Source organism: Rhodopseudomonas palustris (assembly GCF_007005445.1).
Classification (GTDB): Bacteria; Pseudomonadota; Alphaproteobacteria; order Rhizobiales; family Xanthobacteraceae; genus Rhodopseudomonas; species Rhodopseudomonas palustris_G.
In genome coordinates, this window is sequence record NZ_CP041387.1 from 1,081,710 (window position 1) to 1,103,943 (window position 22,234).

At 66.4% G+C, this 22,234-nt stretch carries 17 protein-coding genes; 12 read left to right on the forward strand and 5 right to left on the reverse strand.

The window, feature by feature from the left end; translation table 11 throughout:
• Positions 1 to 420: 420 nt before the first annotated feature.
• The 4 genes from FLL57_RS04910 to FLL57_RS04925 all read left to right on the forward strand — a co-directional run bounded on the left by FLL57_RS04910 (position 421) and on the right by FLL57_RS04925 (position 7,064).
• Complete coding sequence (locus FLL57_RS04910) at positions 421 to 1,818, forward strand: CoA transferase (protein WP_142882282.1); 1,398 nt, start codon at positions 421 to 423, stop codon at positions 1,816 to 1,818.
• A gap of 216 nt (positions 1,819 to 2,034) precedes the next feature.
• Entirely contained in the window at positions 2,035 to 3,273 is a 1,239-nt protein-coding gene (locus FLL57_RS04915) for an efflux RND transporter periplasmic adaptor subunit (protein ID WP_047308199.1), read from the forward strand.
• Between the two features lie 155 nt (positions 3,274 to 3,428).
• Positions 3,429 to 6,551 carry an efflux RND transporter permease subunit gene (locus FLL57_RS04920; protein WP_142882283.1) on the forward strand — a complete coding sequence of 1,041 codons (3,123 nt, stop codon included), beginning with the start codon at positions 3,429 to 3,431 and terminating at the stop codon, positions 6,549 to 6,551.
• Positions 6,552 to 6,791: 240 nt separating this feature from the next.
• Positions 6,792 to 7,064, forward strand: coding sequence for a hypothetical protein (locus tag FLL57_RS04925; protein WP_234713294.1), 273 nt, complete (start codon positions 6,792 to 6,794; stop codon positions 7,062 to 7,064).
• 278 nt (positions 7,065 to 7,342) lie between these two features.
• On the opposite strand, the gene FLL57_RS04930 is transcribed toward FLL57_RS04925, so the two are convergent.
• From FLL57_RS04930 to FLL57_RS04940, 3 genes are all read right to left on the reverse strand, one after another.
• Positions 7,343 to 8,761, reverse strand: a complete 1,419-nt coding sequence (locus FLL57_RS04930) for a TolC family outer membrane protein (RefSeq protein WP_142882284.1) — start codon at positions 8,759 to 8,761, stop codon at positions 7,343 to 7,345.
• Between the two features lie 196 nt (positions 8,762 to 8,957).
• Positions 8,958 to 9,737, reverse strand: coding sequence for an enoyl-CoA hydratase (locus tag FLL57_RS04935; protein ID WP_013503391.1), 780 nt, complete (start codon positions 9,735 to 9,737; stop codon positions 8,958 to 8,960).
• Positions 9,738 to 9,822: 85 nt separating this feature from the next.
• Positions 9,823 to 10,605, reverse strand: coding sequence for a hypothetical protein (locus tag FLL57_RS04940; RefSeq protein WP_235677211.1), 783 nt, complete (start codon positions 10,603 to 10,605; stop codon positions 9,823 to 9,825).
• 154 nt (positions 10,606 to 10,759) lie between these two features.
• On the opposite strand from FLL57_RS04940, the gene FLL57_RS04945 reads away from it, so the two are divergent.
• The 5 genes from FLL57_RS04945 to FLL57_RS04965 all read left to right on the forward strand — a co-directional run bounded on the left by FLL57_RS04945 (position 10,760) and on the right by FLL57_RS04965 (position 16,940).
• Positions 10,760 to 11,305 carry a sigma-70 family RNA polymerase sigma factor gene (locus tag FLL57_RS04945; protein WP_185966185.1) on the forward strand — a complete coding sequence of 182 codons (546 nt, stop codon included), beginning with the start codon at positions 10,760 to 10,762 and terminating at the stop codon, positions 11,303 to 11,305.
• Positions 11,306 to 11,309: 4 nt separating this feature from the next.
• A complete protein-coding gene (locus tag FLL57_RS04950; protein WP_142882285.1) occupies positions 11,310 to 11,948 on the forward strand; it encodes an NrsF family protein in 639 nt (212 codons plus the stop codon).
• A gap of 117 nt (positions 11,949 to 12,065) precedes the next feature.
• The gene (locus tag FLL57_RS04955) at positions 12,066 to 12,413 is read left to right on the forward strand and encodes a DUF2946 family protein (RefSeq protein WP_235677212.1); all 348 of its coding nucleotides are present in this window, start codon (positions 12,066 to 12,068) and stop codon (positions 12,411 to 12,413) included.
• A 59-nt stretch (positions 12,414 to 12,472) separates the two neighbouring features.
• Positions 12,473 to 14,698 (forward strand): TonB-dependent receptor family protein, encoded by a 2,226-nt coding sequence (locus FLL57_RS04960; RefSeq protein WP_142882287.1) that lies wholly within the window; start codon positions 12,473 to 12,475, stop codon positions 14,696 to 14,698.
• 10 nt (positions 14,699 to 14,708) lie between these two features.
• On the forward strand, positions 14,709 to 16,940 hold the full coding sequence (locus tag FLL57_RS04965) for a TonB-dependent receptor family protein (RefSeq protein WP_142882288.1): 2,232 nt from the start codon (positions 14,709 to 14,711) through the stop codon (positions 16,938 to 16,940).
• 21 nt (positions 16,941 to 16,961) lie between these two features.
• On the opposite strand, the gene FLL57_RS04970 is transcribed toward FLL57_RS04965, so the two are convergent.
• A complete protein-coding gene (locus tag FLL57_RS04970; protein ID WP_013503385.1) occupies positions 16,962 to 18,074 on the reverse strand; it encodes a DUF2336 domain-containing protein in 1,113 nt (370 codons plus the stop codon).
• Between the two features lie 36 nt (positions 18,075 to 18,110).
• Positions 18,111 to 19,259 (reverse strand): GGDEF domain-containing protein, encoded by a 1,149-nt coding sequence (locus FLL57_RS04975; RefSeq protein WP_185966186.1) that lies wholly within the window; start codon positions 19,257 to 19,259, stop codon positions 18,111 to 18,113.
• Between the two features lie 377 nt (positions 19,260 to 19,636).
• Here FLL57_RS04975 and FLL57_RS04980 point away from each other — a divergent pair, with 377 nt between their 5' ends.
• The 3 genes from FLL57_RS04980 (at position 19,637) to FLL57_RS04990 (ending at position 22,083) form a co-directional block, all read left to right on the forward strand.
• Entirely contained in the window at positions 19,637 to 20,206 is a 570-nt protein-coding gene (locus tag FLL57_RS04980; RefSeq protein ID WP_013503383.1) for a sigma-70 family RNA polymerase sigma factor, read from the forward strand.
• Positions 20,203 to 21,027: a hypothetical protein gene (locus FLL57_RS04985; protein ID WP_142882290.1), complete on the forward strand. Its 825-nt coding sequence runs from the start codon at positions 20,203 to 20,205 to the stop codon at positions 21,025 to 21,027. The genes FLL57_RS04980 and FLL57_RS04985 overlap by 4 nt, the downstream gene beginning before the upstream one ends.
• Positions 21,028 to 21,564: 537 nt before the next feature.
• Positions 21,565 to 22,083, forward strand: coding sequence for a TIGR03809 family protein (locus FLL57_RS04990; RefSeq protein WP_047308209.1), 519 nt, complete (start codon positions 21,565 to 21,567; stop codon positions 22,081 to 22,083).
• Positions 22,084 to 22,234: the final 151 nt, after the last annotated feature.

Below are 22,234 nucleotides of genomic sequence, written 5' to 3' on the forward strand. Positions count from 1 at the left end.
TGGCTCTACGCAAAATGCCTGGCGCGGGCGCGCTGGAAGAGCGGCAAACTTGGATAGATGCGACGGTGCGAGCTGCTGATTTGGCTATCGTGCAAATGTCGATAGCATTTCAGGTTGTGTGCGAATCTACAACATCAAGCTGTCAAAAACCGAGCGATCATCGATCTCCTTAATCCTTGAACCGGTGATCAGAGCCAACGCACAGACAATTTCGCAATGTCCACTTCTGCCCCTTTGCAGACATGGTCGGTTTCCATGCTTCGCCGCCAAGCACCAAGATCTTCGCGCCCTTCTCGCCTTGATGGAAGTTCTATCATGAAGATGTCCCTCTCTATGCTATCCGAAGAGGGGCGCGTGAGGCGTCTTGGTGTGGGGCAAATCGATCGGCTGGGTGACCAGCCGGAGAATTCGGCTGAGTCAATGCAATCTCCCCGCGACCTGCTTGCTGATCTCTGGACCTCCGTCGGCGCCGACCCCGCCGCGCTGGAGCATGTCACGCTCACCGGAGACGAGCCGCAATTGCCGTCGTCGTTTCGCGTCGATGCGGCGGCGCAGGTGGCGATTGCGGCGAGCGGGCTGGCGGCGGCGGAGATCTGGGCGATGCGGAGCGGACAGGCGCAGGGCGTCAGCGTCGGCATCCGCCATGCTGCGATCGAGTGCCGCTCCGAGCGCTACTTGCGCCGCAACGACGAGGCGCCGGCCTCGTTCTGGGATCCGATCGCCGGCGTGTATCAGGTGAAGGACGGCCGCTATGTCCGGCTGCACACCAACTTCCCGCATCACCGCGACGCCGTCTGCCAGGTGCTGGATTGCCCGCCGGAGCGGGAGGCGGTGCAGGCGGCGCTGCTGCACTGGGACGGCGAGGCGTTCGAGACCGCGGCGTACGCGGCCGGCGGCGTGGTGGCGCTGATGCGATCCCGCGAGGAGTGGCAGGCGCTGCCGCAGGCCGCTGCGCTCGATGCGTTGCCGCTGGTCGAGATCAGCAGGATCGGCGAGGCGGCGCCGAAGCCGTGGCCTGAAGGTAGCCGACCGCTCGCGGGCCTGCGTGTGCTCGATCTGTCGCGGGTGATCGCCGGGCCGGTGGCCGGCCGCACGCTCGCGGCGCACGGCGCCGACGTCATGCTGGTCTCGAGCCCGAAGCTGCCGTCGATCCCGTGGCTGGTGATCGACACCGGTCGCGGCAAGCTGTCGAGCTTCGCCGATCTCACCACCCAGGAGGGCCATGCCTCCTTACGTGAGCTGCTGAGCGAGGCCGACATCTTCAGCCAGGGCTATCGCCCGCGCGCGCTGGCGGCGCTCGGCTTCTCGCCGGAAGAAGCCGCCGCGATCAATCCGGGCGTCGTCTACGTCTCACTGTCCGCCTACGGACGGTTCGGCCCGTGGGCGGAGCGGCGCGGTTTCGACTCCCTGGTGCAATGCGTAACCGGCTTCAACCATGCCGAGGGGCAGGCGGCGGGCGTAACCGGCCCGAAGGAGTTGCCGATGCAGATACTCGATCACGCCACCGGCTATCTGATGGCGTTCGGCGCGATGATCGCCAAAGCACGCCAAGCGCGTGAGGGCGGCAGTTGGCACGTCCAGGTGTCGCTGGCGCGCACCGGCAAATGGCTGTGGGAGATGGGACGGCTGCCGCACGGTCTGGCCACGCCCGAGATCACTCCGGAGGTGGCGGCGCCGTATCTCGATCAGGTCGAATCCGGCTTCGGGACACTGCGCGCGGTGCGCCACGCTGCGATCCTGAGCGCGACCCCGGCGGCCTGGAGTCGTCCGTCGGTGCCGCTCGGCACCGACGCGCCGGTCTGGCCGGCAAGCTGGTGAAGCGCTCCCAACGGGTCTGGCGGTTAATGCGCCGTTCAGGCTACGTATCTTACGCCTGTCACCAGGGCCGCGTCCTGGACCGGCGGCTGACGCGCAGGTGTCACTATTCGGTGCTAAGCGCGGTTTTGCCGTTTTCACTTTGCGCCGGCCACGATTCGGGCATTATCAGCCGTCAGGGAGGCAACGCGGCGATCAAGCTGGAGCTGAGGCAGGGGCATGCGCGACAACTTTATTCGAAATCTGCGGCTTCGGCGCAGTTGGTGGATTGCTGCCGCTTGCCTCGTGGCAGGCGTTGCCGTGGGCGGTTACGAGCTTGCGCAGTTCGAGCGGCCCGGCGGCGGACACACCGATATTTCCAGCCAGTCGCGTCGCAGTGCGGATCGCTACACCCCGACCCCGGCCGAATGGGCCAGCCTGACGATCGAGCCGGTGCGCGACCGCAGCTTCCGCGCCGAACACGTCACTGAAGGCAAGATCGCGATCGACGAGGACCGTGCTACGCCGGTGTTCTCGCCCTATGCCGGGCGAGTGACCAAGCTGCTGGCGCGCCCCGGGGACCGGGTCACCAAGGGCCAGCCGCTGTTCACCATCGAAGCGCCGGATACGGTGCAGGCGCAGAACGATTTCATCTCGGCCTCGACCGCGCTCAACAAGGCGAAATCCCAGCTCGAACTGGCCCAGCTCCAGGACAAGCGCGCCCACGATTTGTTCGAGGGCAAGGCGGTGCCGCTGAAGGATTATCAGCAGGCCCAGGCGACGCTGATCGCCGCCCAGAACGATTTCCAATCGGCGACCACGGCGCTCGAAGCCGCGCGTAACCGGCTGCGGATTCTCGGCCTCAGCGAAGCTGCGATCTCGGCATTTCAGGACAAGGGCCAGATCAACCCGGAGACCACCATCGTGGCGCCGATCGCCGGCACCGTGGTGCAGCGCAAGGTCGGTCCGGGGCAGTACGTCAACGCCGGCGCCAGCGACCCGGTCTACATGATCGGCGATCTGTCGACGGTGTGGCTCACCGCTTTCGTCCGCGAGAGCGAAGCCGCCGATATCGACGAGGGCCTGGACGTCAGCTTCCAGGTGCTGGCGCTGCCCGGGCGGACCCTGACCGGCCGGATCGACTACGTCGCCGCGGCGATCGACCCGGCCACGCGCCGGCTCACGGTACGTGCCACCATCGACAATCCCGGCGGTCTCTTGAAGCCGGAAATGTTCGCCAACGTCACGATCTACTCGCCGTCCGATCATCCGGCCGTCGGCGTGCCGCGCCAGGCGCTGATCTACGAAGGCGACCAGGTGCGGGTGTGGGTCGCGCACGACGATCGCTCGATCGAGCTGCGCACCGTGAAGCCGGGCCTGTCGGCGGGTGACCTCGTCGAAGTCACCGGCAATCTGCGACCGGGCGAAAAGGTCGTCACCAAGGGCAGCCTGTTCATCGACCGCGCCGCCACCGGGTAACGCCTGTCTTCGCTGCTCGCCGCGCGGCACCGCCGCCCGGCGATCCGGCCTTCTGGCCGCCGCCAGTCTCACGCGAGCGGCCGCCGCGGTGATGATCGACACCATCGCCCGCTCCGCGCTTTCCCGCCTCCGCCTGCCCTGAAAGGTCCGATCCCATGGGCCGACTCGTCGAATTCGCGGTCAATCGCCGTTTCCTGATGCTCGCCCTGTTCACGCTGGTGCTGACCGGCGGGGTGATCGCGTTCCAGCAGCTCAATATCGAGGCCTATCCCGATCCGACGCCGCCGATGGTCGACATCGTCACCCAAAGCCCCGGGATGTCGGCGGAGGAAATCGAGCGCTACATCACGATTCCGATCGAGACCCAGGTCGCCGGCATCAAGAACCTGAAGACGATCCGGACGATCTCGCTATACGGCCTGTCCGACGTCAAATTGCAGTTCTCGTTCGACTACACCTACGAGCAGGCGTTGCAGCAGGTGCTTAACCGGCTGTCGCAACTGCCGCCATTGCCGGGCAACGCCCAGCCCGGCATCTCGCCGCTCAGCCCGATCGGCGAGATCTTCCGCTATCGGCTGGTCGGCCCGCCGGGCTACAGCGTGCTCGACCTGAAGACGTTGCAGGATTGGGTGCTGCAGCGCCGCTTCCGGGCGATCCCCGGCGTGATCGATGTCACCGGCTGGGGCGGCAAGACCAAGACCTACGAGGTTCAGGTCGATTTCAACAAGCTGATCGCCTATGGCCTGACGCTGCCTCAATTGCTGCAGGCAGTCTCCAATTCCAACATCAATGTCGGCGGCAACACCGTCGACATCGGTGCGCAATCGGCGGTGGTACGCGGCGTCGGTCTGATCCGCTCGATCGACGATCTCGCCGACACCATGGTTTCCTCCAACGCTGGCAATCCGGTTCTGGTCAAGGACGTCGCCAAGGTCAGCGTCGGCGAGAAGCCGCGGCTCGGCATCGCCGGCATCAACAACGAGGACGACATCGTCCAGGGCATCGTGTTGATGCGGCGCGGCGAACAGAGTTCGCCGACGCTTGCCCGGGTGGAGCAGGCGGTCGCCAAGATCAACGCATCAGGCGTATTGCCGCCCGGCGTGCGGATCGAGCGGATCTACGACCGCAAGGATCTGATCGACACCACCACCCACACCGTGCTGCACAACATGGTGGTCGGCATCCTTCTGATCGTGCTGTTGCAATGGGTGTTCCTCGGCGACCTGCGCAGCGCGCTGATCGTCGGCGCGACGATTCCGTTCGCGCTGTTCTTCGCCGTGATCATCATGGTGCTGCGCGGGGAGTCCGCCAACCTGCTGTCGGTCGGCGCGATCGACTTCGGCCTGATCGTCGACGCCACCGTGATCATGGTCGAGGCGATCTTCAGACGACTGTCGCACACCACGGTGCTGTCGCCCGAGGAGCGCAGCCAGATCTCCGCCGACACCATCATGGGGATGAAGAAGCATGCGATCCGCGCCGCGTCGGCTGACGTATCGCGCTCGATCTTCTTCGCTGCGGCGATCATCATCGCGGCGTTCCTGCCGCTGTTCACGCTGTCGGGCGTCGAGGGCAACATCTTCGGCCCGATGGCGCGGACCTATGCTTACGCGCTGGCCGGCGGCCTGCTGGCGACCTTCACGGTGACGCCGGCGCTGAGCGCCATCATCCTGCCGCATCACGTCAAGGAGACCGAGACCTGGCTGATGCGAATGCTGCACAAGGTCTACAGGCCGTGGCTCGGCTGGGCGGTGAAAAACCGGCCGGCGGTGATGGCGGGGGCGGCGGCCTTGGTCCTCACCACGGTGATTGCCACTCGTTTCCTCGGCCTCGAATTCCTGCCCAAGCTCGAGGAAGGCAACCTCTGGATCCGCGCGACGCTGCCGCCGACGATCTCGCTGACGGAGGGCAACGGCTACGTCAACGACATGCGCAAGCTGATCGCCAGCTTCCCGGAAGTCGAGTCGGTGGTGTCGCAGCACGGCCGGCCCGACGACGGCACCGACGCCGCCGGCTTCTTCAACGCCGAATTCTTTGCGCCGCTCAAGCCGGCGTCGAAATGGCCGGGCAGTCACGACAAGGACGAACTCACCGCCCGGATGCTGAAGCAGCTCCAGGCGAAATTCCCCGGCGTCGAGTTCAACTTCTCGCAATATCTGCAGGACAACGTTTCCGAAGCGGTGTCCGGCGTGAAGGGCGAGAACTCGATCAAGCTGTACGGCAACGATCTGAAGTCGCTCACCGACACCGCCAACAAGATCAAGGCGGTGCTGTCGACTGTGCAGGGCGTGCAGGATCTGGCGGTGTTCACCTCGCTCGGCCAGCCGACCATCCAGATCGACGTCGATCGTGCCCGGGCGGCGCGCTACGGGCTGACGCCCGGTGACGTCAACGCCACCATCCGGGTTGCGATCGGCGGCGACAGCGCCGGCGATCTGTACGAGTCCGGCAGCGACCGGCATTTCCCGATCGTCGTCCGGCTGGCGCCGGAATATCGCAAGAGCGCCGAGGCGATCCACAATCTGCGGATCGGGGCGCAGGGGCCGAACGGCATCACCCAGATCCCGCTCAGCGAAGTCGCCGACATCCAGCTCGTCTCCGGTGCCGCTTACATTTATCGCGAGGACCAGGAGCGCTATCTGCCGATCAAATTCTCGGTTCGCGAACGCGACCTCGGGAGTGCGATCCGCGAGGCGCAGGACGAGGTCGCGGCTCAGGTGCAATTGCCGCCGGGCTCGCGGATGGAATGGGTCGGCGAATTCGGCAATCTGCAGGACGCCATCAAGCGGCTGTCGGTCGTGGTCCCGATCAGCCTGGCGCTGATCGGCGTGCTGCTGTTCTTCAACTTCGGCTCGCTGATCGACACGCTGCTGGCGATGAGCGTGATTCCGATGGCGATCTTCGGCGGCGTCATGGGGCTGCTGATCAGCGGCATTCCGTTCAGCGTCTCGGCGGCGATCGGCTTCATTGCGCTGTTCGGCATCGCGGTGATGGACGGGATCATCATCCTGTCGCAATATAATCAGCTCATTGATCAGGGGCTGGACCGGCTGCGTGCCGTGATTCGCACCGGAGAGCTACAGCTCCGGCCGGTGCTGATGACCTGTGTGATCGCGGGGGGCGGCCTGCTGCCGGCGGCGATGTCCAGCGGAATCGGATCCCAGGTCCAAAAGCCCCTGGCGATCGTCGTGGTCACCGGCATGTTGCTGGCGCCGGGGGTGATTCTCATCACGCTGCCGGTACTGATCTCGTACTTCTCCCGGCGCCGCGCCAACTAATCGTGCCGCCGATCGCTCGCGCACCCTCGTAGTCGCGCGAGTAGGAGTTGTCCGGGTGTGGCGAGATCGTGTTGAAAATACGCAATAACTGCGCTTCCGCCGTGTGACGGTACAGTGACGGGCGATCGCGTCGATACAGCGCGGCCGCAGCTTGACCTGAGTCAAGGAGGGCAGGCGAAGTCGTGGCAACATTCAACCATGGCTAAGCTCCTGGTTTACCGATGTCCCCAGAATGGTCTGATGACTCAGACCTGGATCGCCGACGAAGTGGTCGGCGGGGAGCGGTCGCCTTACGAGCAGGTGTTCTGCCTGGCGTGCTCGCAGCAGCATTTCATCAATCTCGCCACCGGCCGCGCGCTGGGTGACAGCGCCGCCGTGAGGACGGCAACCGGCAGCCCGGCGATTCCGCCGCGGGATGATCGGGGGGCGGCGCGGGCGCTGCAGCCCGAAGCTGCCGGTTTCGGCGCGCCCGACCTGGGCGCCTTCCACGGCGATCAGTTCAAGACGTATTGAAACGCCTCCCGGCCGTTGCTCTTCGATGGCGTCGCCAGCCGCGCTGCGGTTTGTGCGATCAGCCCTCTCTGACCACGCAGCGCCGAGATGCATGGCCGGGATTCGTCGCGGGCCACCCACGTCCGGCTCGCAAGGTCTGCCTTGCGACATGGATGCCCGGCACCGGCCGGCCATCGCGACAATGACTTTGTGCGAATGGTTTGTTCGAGTCCTCTGGGAGGGCTCTGCGTGCGTCGCGCGCAACCCGCGGATGCGGATGGCTGCGGATCAGAACCGGCTTACTGGCCGGACGGCGTGCGCAGCCCGTGCCAGGCGTCGCGGACCTGATGATAGTGCACATCGGGCAGATAGTCCGGCGTGTTCAGGCCGAGGGTCTGAACGTCGAGCCGGCCGATTGCGCTGAGCAGGGTGTAGGAGGCGACCACACGATCGCGCTGGGCGCCGATCAGCCGCGCCCGCGCCTGGATGACATCCTGCTGCGAGTTGAGCACGTCGACGGTGGTGCGCTGGCCGCCCTGGGCTTCGCGGCCCACCCCCTGCAGCGCGATCTCGGCGGCCCGAACTTCGGATTCCGCAGCGCTGACGGCGATCTTGGCGCCCTCGTTCGATACCCAGGCGCCGATCGCCGCGGTACGGGTCTGATTGCGCACAAGATCGAGCACCGACCGGCTTTGCGCCGCAAGTTCCTTGGATTGCCGGGTCTGCGAGGCGGCAGTGCCGCCGTCGTAGATCGGCGCGTTGATCTGGCCGATCACCGAAGCCTGGTCGGTTCCGAGCGTGCCGACCGTCGAATCCGCCTGACGGCTGCGGCTGGCGTTGCCCTGCAGGGTCACGGTCGGCAGCAGCGAGCCTTCAGCGACCTTGATGGTGGTGGTGGCGACGTCGACATCGTAGCTCGCGGCCAGCACCGCCGGATTGCCTTTGGCCGCCAGAGCGATCGCGTCCTCACGGCTCCGCGGCAGCAGCCGGTCGATCGGGGACGCCGGGCTGAGCTTGCCGGGAAGGTTACCGATCACTGCCGCATAGGTGGCCTGGCTGATGGCGAGATTGACCTCCGCGGCATTGAGATCGGCGCGGCCGCGGTTGAGCCGGGCTTCGGCCTGGGCGGTGTCGGTCGGAGTGACGTCGCCGGCGTTCAGCCGCTTGTTGGTGATGTCGAGGGTCTGGCTGAGAAAATCGACGTTGGCTTTCTGCGCCGCCACCAGCGCCTGATTGGCGAGCACGTTGGTGTAAGCGGTGACCGCGTCGAGCAGCACGCCCTGGCCGACATTGCGCAGCGCTTCGCGACCGGATTTCACCTGCAGTTCGGCGACGCGCACGCTGTTGGCAGTGCGGAAACCGTTGAACAGCGTCTGCGTCACGGTGACGCCGATCGTCCACGGCTTCAGCGTGTCGCTCTGGAACGTATTGGTGGGTAGCAGATTGCGGACCTGCTGCAGACCGGCGCCGAGCGACGCCATAAGCTGCGGCCGGTAGCCGGCGAGAGCCTGCGGGACGTTCTCGTCAGTGGCGCGCTGGCGGGCCCGTTCGGCGATCAGTTGCGGGTTGGATTGGTACGCCTTCACCAGCGCATCGGATAGTCCTTCAGCCGATACCGGTCCAGCCGCCGTGACGCCGATCGCGGCGGCGAACCCTAGGGTCCACGCCGATCGATGTGCATGATGCACGCTGCCAAACAGTCTCGTCCACCAAACCATGCGGTCCCGCACTCTCCTGGACATCCGCCCCCGACGCCTGCGCGTTTGTAGAACGCAGTGCAGCGCGAGGCAATCAGCGGGCGGGGAAGGCGGCGGTTGGCCGCCGAGGTGTTGTGATGAGGCAACGCTGCGACGATCGGGCGCGCGGTGTCGTGCGCGCTTTTCGTCGCAGCAGTCGCGATCCGTCAGCCTGCTGTCAGCGGTTCTGATTGTTCGGCTTGCGCTTCTCGATGAACGCCGCCATGCCCTCGGCGCGGTCTTCCAGCGCGAAGGTCGAGCGGAACAGGTCGCGCTCGATGGCGAGGCCTTCGGCCAGCGTGGTTTCCAGCGCACGGTTCACCGCGCTCTTGGCCATCGCCGCAGTCGGGCGCGACATCGTGGCGATCTTCTCGGCCGCGCCGACCGCCTCTTCCATCAGCTTGTCGGCCGGCACGATGCGGCTGACGAGGCCGGAGCGCTCGGCTTCCTGCGCGTCCATCATCCGCCCGGTCAGGCACAGATCCATCGCTTTGTACTTGCCGATCGCGCGGGTCAGACGCTGGGTGCCGCCGATGCCCGGAATGGTGCCGAGGGTGATTTCGGGCTGGCCGAACTTCGCAGTGTCGGCGGCGATAATGATGTCGCACATCATCGCCAGTTCGCAGCCGCCGCCGAGCGCGTAGCCGGCGACCGCCGCGACGGTCGGCTTGCGGCAGCGCGCCAGCCGGTCGCCGCCGATCGAGGTGAAGTCCTCGTTGAACATGTCGATGAAGCCCTTCGGCTGCATCTCCTTGATGTCGGCGCCTGCGGCGAACGCCTTCTCGCTGCCGGTGATCAGGATGCATCCGATCGCATCGTCGGCTTCGAGGTCTTCGACCGCCGCGCCGATCTCGCGGAACACGCCGAACGACAGCGCATTCAGCATCTTCGGGCGGTTGAGCTTGATGATGCCGACCGCGTTCTGACGCTCGACGATGATGAATTCGAATGTGCTCATGATGCATGTCCCCGGAAGGCCGACCGCGGCCGCGGGCAATCTGCCCGCTGCCGTTCGCTGCTTCAAGGGGTGGGCGAGGGCGTCGTCAGGCCATGAACATCCGCGCCGCCGAGGCGAGCGTTAGAAGGCCGCCGGCGGCGATGAAGATCTTGCCGATCAGCGACGCCTTGTCCCACGCATCTTCGTCGTGCGCGGTAGCTTTGGCCTGCGTCTCGGCTTGCGGCTGCGGGGTGGCTGCGGACTCGGCGGCTGTGGGCTGCTGCGGCTGCATCTGGGCCTGAAGCTGCGGCGCATCGGTTGCGGCGCGATCGAGGTCGTTGACCTGGTCGGCTGCGATCACTGCGGGCTCGGCCGGTGGGGCCGCAGGGGCTCCAGCAGGATTATCCGCTGCGGTTGACGGGAGCTGTGCGGGCTGGGCTTGCGCGGCCTCGGCTGGCGAGGCCTCGGCGTTGGCGTTCGCGATCGAGGCTGGCAGAGCGCCACTGGCATCGGCGAGCGGTTTGGGCTCGGTCCGTGACACGTCGGCGGTCCGGCTATCCTCGACCGGCGATTTGACCACGGGCTTTGCGGCGGACTGTTTGGCCTTGGCGGGTTTTGCCGTGCGTTTGGCGGCCTTCTTCTTCGGCGCCGGTTTGGCGGCGTTTTCGCTGTCGCTGGCGGCAGCCTGCGGCGCGGCCAGGCCCGGTGTCGCGGGTGCAACGCACCACAGTCCCACCGTCAATCCCGCCGCAATGACCAGAGCCGAGCGCCCGCTGGCTTTGATGTCCATGACATTCTCCCCATTTGCCAGCCCTGCGACCAGAAAGCGCGGCGCGGTGGCGTCAGAGCGGCCAAACCATGAGCAAACGTTGCCGATCCGCGGCAACATCTTGGCGGCGGTTCGAGGAGGTGGTTCCATCGCGAACGGTGGTATGAGGTTCGCTCAAGGCCGTGGTTACCTTCCGCTCTGGTCACGACAGCGTGATTGTCGGGAGGGCGTAACGAAAGCCCGACCGGGGCCGAACTGCTTGGCGGGAGCGTGCGTGCGCGGACGTGACGACGAATGGACCGCGCTCATGCGGTCGGCCAATGCCGGAGACAGCATCGCTTATCGGCGGCTGCTCGAAAGTGTCACGCCGGTGCTGCGCGCGGGCGCCCGGCGCGGGCTGGCCCGTGCCGGGCAGCCGGTCGATCAGGCCGAGGATATCGTGCAGGAAATTCTGCTCGCCGTGCATCTGAAGCGGCATACTTGGGACTCTGGCGCACCGTTCGCGCCGTGGCTGCTGGCGATCGCGCGCAACAAGCTGATCGATGCGCTCCGCCGCCGCGGGCGCCGAGTATTCGTCGACATCGACGATTTCGCCGAGACCTTGCCGAGCGAGCCGCCGCGCGAAACGCTGCCGGCGAGCGAGGTGACGAAGCATCTCGCGGCGCTGCCGTGGCGGCAGCGCGAGGTGCTGCAATCGATCGCGGTCGACAGCGTCTCGATCAAGGATACCGCGGCAAAACTGTCGATGAGCGAGGGCGCGGTGCGGGTGGCGCTGCATCGCGGCCTGTCGGCGCTCGCCGCGAAACTGAGGACGGACTGAACCCATGCAAACCGACCGCCTGATTGATGCCCTCGCCGCCGACGGCGCCAGCCGCGACAAACCGGTGGGGCAGGCGCTGGCCGCCTCGCTGCTGGTGGCGTTGCCGGTGTCGGCGGCGCTGTTGCTGTCGACGCTGGGGCTGCGCCCCGACCTGCACGAGGCGATCAGCAATCCGTTCTTCGACGTGAAGTTCGTCGTGACGCTTGCGCTGGCGCTGGCGGCGATCATCGTCGCGCTGCATCTGTCGCGCCCCGAGGCGACGGCGAAGGGCTGGCGCCTGCTGCTGCTGGCACCGCTGGCGATCCTGGGCCTCGCGATCGGCGTCGAGGCGATGCTGCCACAACGAAGCTCGGCGATGACGCGGCTGGTCGGCAACAATTCGCTGCTCTGTCTCGGCTCGATCCCGGTGCTGGCGCTGCCGATCCTGGTCGCGGCATTGCTCGCGCTGCGCCGCGGCGCACCGTCCCGCCCGGCGCTGGCCGGAGCGCTGGCCGGAATGCTGTCGGCCGGGCTCGCCGGCACGCTGTACGCGGCGCATTGCGCCGACGATTCTCCGCTGTTCGTCGCCACCTGGTACACGCTGGCGACCGCGATGGTCGCCGGCCTCGGCGCCGTGCTGGGTCCCCGGGTGCTGCGTTACTGAGACACCTCAGGGATGTTACTGATCTGCGAATGAATTTGACTCGCTTTGTACCTGTGGTAGCAAAACACCAAGGGGCGCAGGATGGGCGGATTTTCGCGACGGCGGGCGAGGGCATTGGTGGCGGCGTGGGTCGCTGCCTACGCGCTCGTGCTCAACGTGATGCTCGCCAGCGCGCTGCTCGCCGGCCAGTCTCCGGTCCAGCTTCTCACCGGTCACGCGTTCTGCTTCGCCGTTACCGACGCCGATACCGCCCGGGGTGATGCCGGCCAGCCGGCCAAGGCGGTTCCGATCCGCTGCCCGCTGTGCCTCGGCAACCACGTCGTCGCGACCCCGCCGCCCTTGTCTCCCGGGCTGGCGATCCGGATCGCCTTCAGCATCCGTTTTGAGGTGCCGCGCTCCGCGTCGTTCGTCGCGCTGCAGCCCTCGCTCGACTATCAGCCGCGCGGCCCGCCGGTTCTGACCTGACGATCGCGCGCGTCTGCGCGCGCCCATCTCATCGTCCGCTCAGTTGCCGGAGTTCCATCATGTCATCCGCATTTCCGCGGCCGCGCAGCCGTGTGCTCGCGCATGCCACCGCGCTCGTCTCTACCTGCCTCGTTGTCTTGCCCGCCGTGGCGCAAAGCCGTTCCGACAGCCCCCTGCCGCCGGTCACCGTGCAGGCGCCCGATCAGGCCGCGCGGCCCGCGCCGGCGCGTCCGAAGCCGCGTGCGGCGTCGCAGTCGACCCGCGCGGTGCGCAGTGCCGCGCCCGCCGCGCAGCCGTCATCGGCACCGGCCGTCAGCGAGATCGCACGCGGGCCGGCGCTGACCGTGCTCACGGTGCAGCAGGCGCTTGCCGATATCCAGCAGGCGCCCGGCGGCGTCGCGCTGGTGCCGGCCAACGCCTATCGCAATTCCACCGTGGCGAGCACTATCAAGGACATTCTCGACTACGTGCCCGGCGTGTTCGCGCAGCCGAAATGGGGCGACGACACCCGGCTGTCGATCCGCGGCTCGGGCCTGTCGCGCAATTTCCACCTGCGCGGCGTGCAGCTCTATATGGACGGGATTCCGATCAACACCGCAGACGGCTACGGCGACTTCCAGGAGATCGATCCGACCGCCTACAACTACGTCGCGGTGTATAAGGGCGCTAACGCGCTGCAATACGGCGCCAATTCGCTCGGCGGCGCGATCAACTTCGTCACCAAAACGGGACGCGATCCGTTCCCCAACGGCGTCAGCGTCGATGCCGGCGCGTTCGGTTATCGCCGGCTGCAGGCCAATGCCGGCGGCGTCAACGGGGCGTGGGACGGTTATGTCACCGCGTCGACCCAGGCCGCCGAAGGCTTCCGCAATCACAGCGACGGCGAGGCCCACCGGCTCAGCGCCAATATCGGCTACCAGATCACGCCGGACATCGAGACCCGGTTCTACCTCAACGCCAATCACGTGCGGCAGCGGATTCCCGGCAGCGTCACCAGGGATGTCGCGCTGAATGCGCCGCAGACTGCCGCGGCCAACAACGTCGCGCTCGATCAGCAGCGCAACATCGACACCGTTCGGCTCGCCAACAAGACCACGATCCGGTTCGACAACACCGTGGTCGATTTCGGCGCGTTCGGCGTCGATCGCCACCTGATGCATCCGATCTTCCAGTGGCTGGACTATCGCTACCAGGATTACGGCGGCTTCGCCAAAGTCACCGACGACCGCATCATCGGCGGCTATCGCAACCGGCTGGTCGCCGGCATCAACCTGCTGAACGGCCGGCTCGACAACAAACAATACGTCAACATTGCCGGGCAGAAGGGCGCGCTGGCGTCGTCGTCGCTCGACAAGTCGACCAACACCGCGTTCTACGTCGAGGATTCATTCTACGTCCTGCCCAACGTCGCGCTGGTCGCCGGCACGCAATTCCTGCACGCCACCCGTGACCGTCGCGATCGGTTCCTGTCGGACGGCGATCAGTCCGGCTCGACCACGTTCAATCTGTGGAGCCCGAAAGGCGGGCTGCTGTGGCAGATCGATCCGAACTGGCAGGCCTTCGCCAACGTCTCGCGCAGTGCCGAAGTACCGAGCTTCGGCGAGAGCGCGTCGGGGCCGGGGATTCCGTTCATTCCGTTCACCAGCATCCGCCCGCAACGCGCCACCACCTACGAGATTGGCACCCGCGGGCGGCGTCCCGACCTGACCTGGGATCTCAGCCTGTACCGCGCCGAGATCAAGGACGAGCTGCTGTGCCTGTACAGCGCGTTCGGCAACTGCAACGTCACCAATGCCGACCGCACCATGCACCAAGGCGTCGAAGCCGGGCTCGGCGTGACGCTGTTCAAGCACCTGTTCGAACGGGCCGGCGCGCCGGACCGGCTGTGGCTGAACATGGCCTATACGCTGAACGACTTCCGGTTCGACGGCGACGCCAGGTTCGGCAACAACCTGTTGCCCGGCGCGCCGCGGCACTATCTGCGCGCCGAGCTGCTCTACAAGAATCCGAACGGGTTCTATATGGGCCCGAACGTCGAATGGGTGCCGCAGGCCTACTACGTCGACAGCGCCAACACGCTGCAGACCGAGCCCTACGCGCTGCTCGGCCTCAAGGCGGGCATCGACAATGGCGGGCCGTATTCGATCTATATCGAAGGCCGCAACCTCTTGAACAAGAGCTACATCGCCTCGGCCAGCATCATCGACAAGGCGAACGCCAACTCGCCGCTGTTCGAACCCGGCACCGGGCGTGCCGTCTATGCCGGCTTCAAGGCGCGGTGGTGAGGGAGAGGGGATGTCGTCGATCCCGTTGTCGTCCCGCCGCGTGCTGCTGGTCTCCGCGGCAGCCATCGCGTCAGCCTCAATGTTCGGCGCTTCCGCGCAGGCGCAGAGTGAGGCGAGAGATCCGTTGCCGCCGGTGACGGTGCAGGCGCCCGACCAGGCACCGCGGCCCGCCGCCCGGCCGAAGCCGCGCGCCACGTCGAGCGCCACGTCGAGCGCCAGCCGCGCCGTGCGTGCCGCCAATCGCGGAACGGCTCCGGCGCGGCCGGCCGCGGCTCCGGCGATCCAGCAAGGCGCCGGCACTGTTCCGAGCCTGACGGTGCCGACCGCCGACCAGGCTCGCCAGGAGATCCAGCGCACGCCCGGCGGAGTTGCGCTGGTGCCCGACACGGCGTTCAAGAATTCGCCGGCCAACACCATCAAGGACGCGCTCGGCTGGGTGCCGGGCGTGCTGATCCAGCAGCGCTGGGGGCCGGACGCGCGGATTTCGATCCGCGGCTCGGGCCTGTCGCGTGCCTACGGCAACCGCGGCATCAATCCGTCGATGGACGGCATCCCGATCAGCACCGCCGACGGGCTGTTCGACCTCTACGAGATCGATCCGACGGCCTATCGCTACATCGAGGTCTACAAGGGGGCCAACGGCCTGCGCTACGGCGCCAACTCGCTCGGTGGCGCGATCAATTTCGTGATGCCGACCGGGGGCGACGCGCCCGAGTTCGAGGCACGTGTCGACGGCGGCAGCTTCGGTTACTTGAAGTCGCAGGTCGCGACCGGCGGGGTCGCCGGTGCCGCGGACTGGTACATGACGATGTCGGCGCAGCGCGAGGACGGCTATCGCGAGCACAGCAAGACCGACGCCGAACGGCTGAATGCCAATGTCGGCTATCAGTTCTCGCCCGACGTCGAGACCCGGTTCTATCTGAATGTCAGCCGCTGGCGGGCGCAGATTCCCGGTGAGGTCACCAAGGATCAGGCGCTCAACTCGCCGCGTGCGGCGAATCCGGTGTGGGTGCAGCAGGACCAGCAGCGCAACATCGACTCGGTGCGCGTCGCCAACAAGGCGACGTTGCGGTTTGGCGAGACCAGCGTGGATTTCGGCGCCTTCGTGCTCGAACGCCACGTGATGCATCCGATCTATCAGTGGCTGGATTTTCACGTCCACGATTACGGCGGCTTCGCCCGCGCCACCGACGACCGCTTCATCGGCGGCTTCCGCAACCGCCTGATCACCGGCGTCAACATCCAGAACGGCACCATCGACATCAACCAGTATTGGAACGTCGGCGCCGCCACCAAGGGGCCGCTGGCGGCGTCTTATTTGTGGAAGTCGCAGAACGTCTCGGCCTATGCCGACAACTCGTTCTACGTCCTGCCCAACGTCGCGGTCGTGACCGGGGCGCAGGTCCTGCACGCGGTGCGCGACCAGCAGGATCGCTACCTGGCCAACGGCGACCAGTCGGGGCGGCGTGCCTACAACCCGTTCAGTCCCAAGATCGGCGTGCTGTGGGACGTCGATCCGGCCTGGCAGGTGTACGGCAACATCTCGCGCAGCGCCGAGGTGCCGACCTACGACGTCACCACCTTCGCGTCGCCGGCGAGCACCGATATCAACGCCCAGACCGCGACGACCTACGAGATCGGCACCCGCGGCCGTCGGCCGGACCTGACCTGGGACGTGTCGCTGTATCGTGCCGAGATCCGTAACGAGCTGCAGTGTCTCACCAGCCCGGCGACGCCCGGGGCCTGCACCATCCGCAATGCCGATCGCACCGTGCATCAGGGCGTCGAAGCCGGGCTCGGCGTCGCGTTCCTGCAATCGAGCTTCGCGCAGGACGACCGGTTCTGGTTCAACGTCGCCTACACCTACAGCGACTTCCGGTTCGACGGCGACGCGACCTGGGGCAACAATCGTCTGCCGGCGGTGCCGGCGCACTATGTGCGGGCCGAGGTGCTGTACAAGCACGCATCCGGCTTCTACGCCGGGCCGAATGTCGAGTGGATGCCGCAGGCGTTCTTCGCCGACAACGCCAATACGCTGACGGTCGACCCTTATGCGCTGCTGAACTTCAAGCTCGGCTACGACGACGGCACCGGCTGGTCCGGCTATATCGAGGGCCGCAACCTGCTCGACAAGCGCTACATCTCGACCACGATTGCGGTCGAGACCGCCACGGCAGCGTCGGCGCTGTTCAATCCGGGGATAGGACGCGCGGTGTTTGCGGGGCTGCGCTATCGGATGTGAAGGCCGGAAAGCGCTGGCCGCTCAGGCGGCCGGCGGCTGCGCCGCTGCTGCGGATTGCTGCATGCGGTGGAAGCGCAGCACCTGCTGGGCGGTGGAGAGGCGCAGCCGCTCGTAGGTTTCGCGGCACTCGTCGAGGTCGTGCGATTGCGTACCGTTGATCTCGTCGCGCATGTCGATGATCTCGCGCACCGTCGCCCACGGCAGGTTGCACACCTTGGCGAGGATCAGCACGCCTTCGTCGCGCGATTCGACCATCATCGACTCGGCGGCCTCCACCGTGATGTTGGCGAGGCAGGCGATCGCCTGGTTGGTCTCGTCGAATTTGCGCTGGGCGGCAAAGCTGTGCACCTCGGCGGCATTGATGCGTCCTTCCTCGAACAGCGAGCGCACCAGGCCGTGGGCGATGCTGGTCTGCCGGCTGATGCCGCGTGGCGCCGAGCGCGCCAGCCGGCTCGCCTGCCGCACGGCGTTGTCGACCTCCGCGGGCGCGTGCGAATGCGCCGCTTCGAGCTTGCTGCGCACAGTGGCCGAGGCGATCGCGATCATCTTCAGGTACTGCGCGCGGGGAATTGTACGCTGGCCGAGCGCGTCGGCGAGCCCGTCGTCGTTTTCGGCGCGCTTGGCGAGAACACAATAGCCGTTGTCCGAAAACTCGGCGCCGGGATTCCTCACCGTGCTCTGCACCACGGCCGGGTTGCCGAGCTCGACCAGCACGTCGGTCACGGCGCCGCTGAGAGTGCGGCGCGTCGAGATCGCCATCATGTGCTGCTGGCTTTTGGCCCGTGCGTTGGCGATCAGCGTCGCATCGTCGAGCTGCTCGGACTGCGACAGCACCGGTGCGGCGATCTCGATCCGGTCCTCGAAAGCGAGTTGCTGGATGATCCGCGGCGGCGCACTCACCGGGGCGAGGCGCTGCGCCAGCAGCACCTTGGCGTTGGATTCGATGTCTTCCACCAGGCAGGTGAAGACGTCGTCGAACACCTCGATCTGTTCGTCGTTGTAGGCGACGCCGCCGAGAAACAGGTCGGTGACGCGGCGCAGGGTTTCCACCCGTCGTGCGACGGTGCCGTGCGCCAGCATGGCCTGCAACTCGTCGAGCAGGTGCAGGGCCGGCCGCTTGGATCGAAGAATCATTACTCTTTCCTGGAGTGAAGACACGCGCCTGCTTCTTCAGGCGCTGGCAACTCGGTTTCGTCCGCCGTGCTTGGCCTCGTACAATGCGCGATCGGCGCGCGACAGAACGGATTCGGTGGATTCCTGCAGCGTCATGGTGGTGACGCCCGCGGACAGCGTCACCGACATGCTCGGCGAGAACGCGCTCCAGTCCAGTCCGGCCACGATCAGACGGAGCCGATCGAGGATCAGGCGGGCTTCGTCTTCGGAGGTATTGGGCAGCAGCAGCAGGAATTCCTCGCCGCCATAGCGGCCGAACCGGTCGAAGCTGCGGATGTTGGCAAAGATCGTAATCGCGAAGGTGCGCAGCACCTCGTCGCCGGTCGGATGGCCGAACGTGTCGTTGATGCGCTTGAACCAGTCGAGATCGATCAGCGCCAGCGACAGCGGCTCGCAGTGCCGTGCGGCGCGTTCGATCTCGTTGTCGAGATGCCGCATGATACGGCGTCGATTGTAGGCCCCGGTCAGCTCGTCGAGCTCGGCCAGTTCCTCGATCCGTTGATACGCCTCACGAAGCTGGATGCCGCGCTTGTACAGCGAATCCCGCATCGCCTTGGAGAACACGCCGATGAACATGCAGCGCCCGACCGTCAGCACCAGCGCCAGCAGAGTGGCGAGCCGCTCCAGCGGCGACTGATGCGGCAGGCTGATCGGCAGGTCGGTGAGCAGGAACAGCGGAGTCAGAACGCACAGCAGGGCGCCCCAGGAGATCAGCGCCTGCCGCCGGTCGGCGCGCAGCGCCGCGAAGCCGAACACGACGAACAGTTCGAACAGGAAGAACGCGCCGATCTGCGGCACCCAGGCGGCAAATCCGATGATCAGCACCAGATGGGTGATGGCGATCGGAACCGTCAGATAGTGGTCGGGGAAGCGGTCGTTGAACCCGGACTCGGACAGCGCGAACAGGATGCTGCCGAGGATGCCGCCGCAGACCGCGAAGGTCACGGCCACGACCGGCGCAATGGTGCCGGCCTGAACGTAGATCAGCAGGATCGCGGCGTCGATCATGAAGCTGACCGCGATCAGGTCCAGCATCTGCCGGCGCTGCCGCATGCGCCGGCCGCGGACAGCGATCATCCGTGCATCGTCGTCAGCGCAGGCTTGAGGATCGGGCAGGGGGCCCGAGATCGCGGCAGTTCGTCCCATCGTCCGCCCGGTCGAGAGTAGAGCTACGGGAACCTACGTGGAAAAGCCTTTCGTTTTAGTATCCGCATGGTTGTGGGCGTCGCAGCGCGGGCCGGCCGGCCGGCTGATTTCAGGGGCAATTCTCCGGATTGCGGGATTTCCTGGGACAGGCTGCTGCCAGCGATGTGTGGATATGTCGCGCAAATCGCATCGCGGCTTGGTAACGTCGGAACGCTCGGAGGCTTCGACTCAGTTCCGGCCGAGGCTCCCGAAGGAGCTCTGAAACGCTGCCGCCGGCGCCGGAATTGGGCGCTGGTGGGAATCCCGGGGATCTAAAATTTGCGTTTATTTGTCGAACCTTCCGCTGGGCCGGGCCGACCAAATTCAAGAGATGGCCAGTGACGGGCAAACAGACTGCCACCGACGAGGCGCTGATCGCCAGGATCGCCCAAGGGGACCGCGTCGCGATGCAGGTGCTGTATGGCCGGCATCACGTCAAGGTCTTCCGGTTCGGGCTGCGTCTCGTCAGGAACGAACAGATCGCCGAGGATCTTATCAGCGAAGTGTTCCTCGACGTCTGGCGGCAGGCCGGCAAGTTCGAGGGACGGTCTTCGGTTTCGACCTGGCTGCTGGCGATCACGCGGTTCAAGGCGTTGTCGGCGCTGCGACGCCGCAAGGATGCCGAACTGGACGAAGATGCTGCCGCCGCGATCGAGGATCCCTCGGACGATCCAGAGATCGCAGTGCAGAAGAAGGACACCGGCGAGGCGCTACGAAAGTGCCTGACGTCGCTGTCACCCGAACATCGAGAGATCGTCGATCTGGTGTACTACCATGAGAAATCAGTCGAAGAAGTCGCCCGGATCGTCGGAATTCCGGAGAACACGGTGAAAACCCGGCTGTTCTACGCGCGAAAGAAACTTGCCGACCTGCTGCAGGCGGCCGGCGTCCAGCGAGGCTGGCCATGATGGCGATGAGCAACACGATGCCCGAGCAGCGGGAGCCGGGCGAAATCGAGGCGCTGCTGCCGTGGTACGCCGCCGGCACGCTGAACGCCCGCGACGCCCGCCGGGTCGCCGATGCGCTCGATCGCGACCCCAAGCTGGCGCGGCAATATGCCGTGATCCTCGAAGAATATGCCGCGACCATCGAGCTGAACGAGAGCCTCGGGGCGCCGTCGTCGCGGACACTGCATAAGCTGTTCGCCGCGATCGACGCCGAACCGGCCCAGGCGCCGAGCGCCGGGCGCGGCTTGGGCGCGCGGTTCGCCGGGTTTTTTGCCGGGCTGTCGCCCAAGGCGCTGGCCTGGTCGGCATCGGTCGCCGGTCTCGCGCTGTTGCTGCAAGCCGGCCTGATCGGGGCGATGCTGGCGTGGCCCGAGAGCGGTCCGCTCCGGATCGCCGCCGACGACCCGCGGCCGCGGAACATGGCGTCGGCGCCGGCCTCATCTCCTGCGTCCCCCCCGGCCGCGGCGATGCCCGAGCGTGCCGAGGCTGCCAAGACTGCGCCGCCGATGGTGATGGCGGAACGTTCGGGCGGGCCGGTGGTGCGAAGCCTGGCGCCGCCGCCGACCGCTCCGCGCGTGCTCGTCAAGTTTGCGCCCGAGGCGCGGGCCGCCGAGATCGCCTCGCTGCTCGATCAATACAACGCGGTGGTGGTCGACAGCTCGCGGGGTGGGGTGTTCCGGCTGCAATTCGGCGACCGTGCGCTGTCGAAGCAGGATCAGGAGAACCTGATCGGCCGGCTGCAAAAAGAGCCGATCGTCAGCGTGGTGCTTGCTGCGCCCTGATCCCGTCGCGTTGCACAAATCGGCGCGTCAGACCGCCTCGGCGTCATTCCGCCGCGCATGCCTGTCTATCCACGCCTGCCTCTGCCCTGTCGCCGCGAACTCCCCGTCTCGCAATGTCGGCGCGTCCGGCCGCGGCGGGCTGCCGTACGGGCTGAACTGATCCCCACATCGACGCGCGAGAAAAATCAGCAACCGGATTGAACGTCTCGGCGTTGTCGGCTGACCAATCGTTGTGGGAGCGGAAACCACCTCCCCAACGAGGCCGTACTCGGCGCGAGCGCCCATCCACCCCAGCGCTGATATGGCTTTTGACCCGCCCGGTTGTCCCCCCGGGCGGGTCTTTCGTTTGCCCGAGCCCGAACGACCGCGTCCCCGGTCGGCGACCTTCGAAGGGTTCTAACAGCGCTGGCGGCTCGTGGAGCTACGAGTTACCGCCACGCTGGACATGGTAAATTTTTGTTAACAACATCGTTCGTAAGCTTTGCGTCGATTCGTGTGTTGCGTCGCGTTCATTTTCCCTCTCCTGGCGGATTGACCATGGAACAGACCGACGCCGAGCGTGGCCGTGCGCTCGTCGAGCGCTGGTGCTTGCTCGCAGAGCAGCGGCTCGACTACCTCACCGAGCTGTTCGAAACCGGTCGGTGGCGACGGTTCTTCGGTGAACGCGAATTCCTGGAGAACGTCCAGGAAGCCAAAGCCGCGGTCGAATCCTGGCGCGGCCTGCTGAAGCGCGAAGCGACCTTGGACAATCGTCCGGTCGATCTGTCCTGGCTCGGCCGCAACAAGAAGGTCCCGCCGCGGCTGGCGTTCTACTTCGATGGCGAGGCTGTCAACGGCTCGCCCTCGTACGCGCTGCCTCACTCGGCACCTCGGTCGGCCCAGCCGCCGCGCGTCGCCACTCCCGCAAAACCCATCAAGCCCGCCGAGCCGGTGCGTGCCCCGGTTGCCCCGGAGCCCGCCCCCGCGATCGTCCCCGACGATGTTCCGGTGTGGATGCACGCGCTCGATCCGGCGCGACTCGAGCAGCGCTACTCACTGTTGCGCAAGGTGAGCTGACGCGTAGGTCCGTGCTGATTCGCGCAGGACGCGTTCGCGCGATTCATCCACAGCATCGGCCGATGCGACCTTCGTCGTAAGGCAGGAGTTCGTCGGCCTCGCATCGTGCGCCGGTCCCTCCGCAGCTCGGCTTACTAACACCAACAGTTAC

Excerpts from the sequence above, each read along its gene's own strand:
- FLL57_RS04960 (WP_142882287.1), top strand. The coding sequence starts at position 12,473 with ATGTCATCCGCATTTCCGCGGCCGCGCAGCCGTGTGCTCGCGCATGCC.
- FLL57_RS04950 (WP_142882285.1), top strand. The coding sequence starts at position 11,310 with ATGCAAACCGACCGCCTGATTGATGCCCTCGCCGCCGACGGCGCCAGC.
- FLL57_RS04940 (WP_235677211.1), bottom strand. The coding sequence starts at position 10,605 with ATGTTGCCGCGGATCGGCAACGTTTGCTCATGGTTTGGCCGCTCTGAC.
- FLL57_RS04920 (WP_142882283.1), top strand. The coding sequence starts at position 3,429 with ATGGGCCGACTCGTCGAATTCGCGGTCAATCGCCGTTTCCTGATGCTC.
- FLL57_RS04970 (WP_013503385.1), bottom strand. The coding sequence starts at position 18,074 with ATGATTCTTCGATCCAAGCGGCCGGCCCTGCACCTGCTCGACGAGTTG.
- FLL57_RS04965 (WP_142882288.1), top strand. The coding sequence starts at position 14,709 with ATGTCGTCGATCCCGTTGTCGTCCCGCCGCGTGCTGCTGGTCTCCGCG.
- FLL57_RS04985 (WP_142882290.1), top strand. The coding sequence starts at position 20,203 with ATGATGGCGATGAGCAACACGATGCCCGAGCAGCGGGAGCCGGGCGAA.
- FLL57_RS04930 (WP_142882284.1), bottom strand. The coding sequence starts at position 8,761 with ATGGTTTGGTGGACGAGACTGTTTGGCAGCGTGCATCATGCACATCGA.
- FLL57_RS04925 (WP_234713294.1), top strand. The coding sequence starts at position 6,792 with ATGACTCAGACCTGGATCGCCGACGAAGTGGTCGGCGGGGAGCGGTCG.
- FLL57_RS04910 (WP_142882282.1), top strand. The coding sequence starts at position 421 with ATGCAATCTCCCCGCGACCTGCTTGCTGATCTCTGGACCTCCGTCGGC.
- FLL57_RS04915 (WP_047308199.1), top strand. The coding sequence starts at position 2,035 with ATGCGCGACAACTTTATTCGAAATCTGCGGCTTCGGCGCAGTTGGTGG.
- FLL57_RS04935 (WP_013503391.1), bottom strand. The coding sequence starts at position 9,737 with ATGAGCACATTCGAATTCATCATCGTCGAGCGTCAGAACGCGGTCGGC.
- FLL57_RS04990 (WP_047308209.1), top strand. The coding sequence starts at position 21,565 with ATGGAACAGACCGACGCCGAGCGTGGCCGTGCGCTCGTCGAGCGCTGG.
- FLL57_RS04975 (WP_185966186.1), bottom strand. The coding sequence starts at position 19,259 with ATGGGACGAACTGCCGCGATCTCGGGCCCCCTGCCCGATCCTCAAGCC.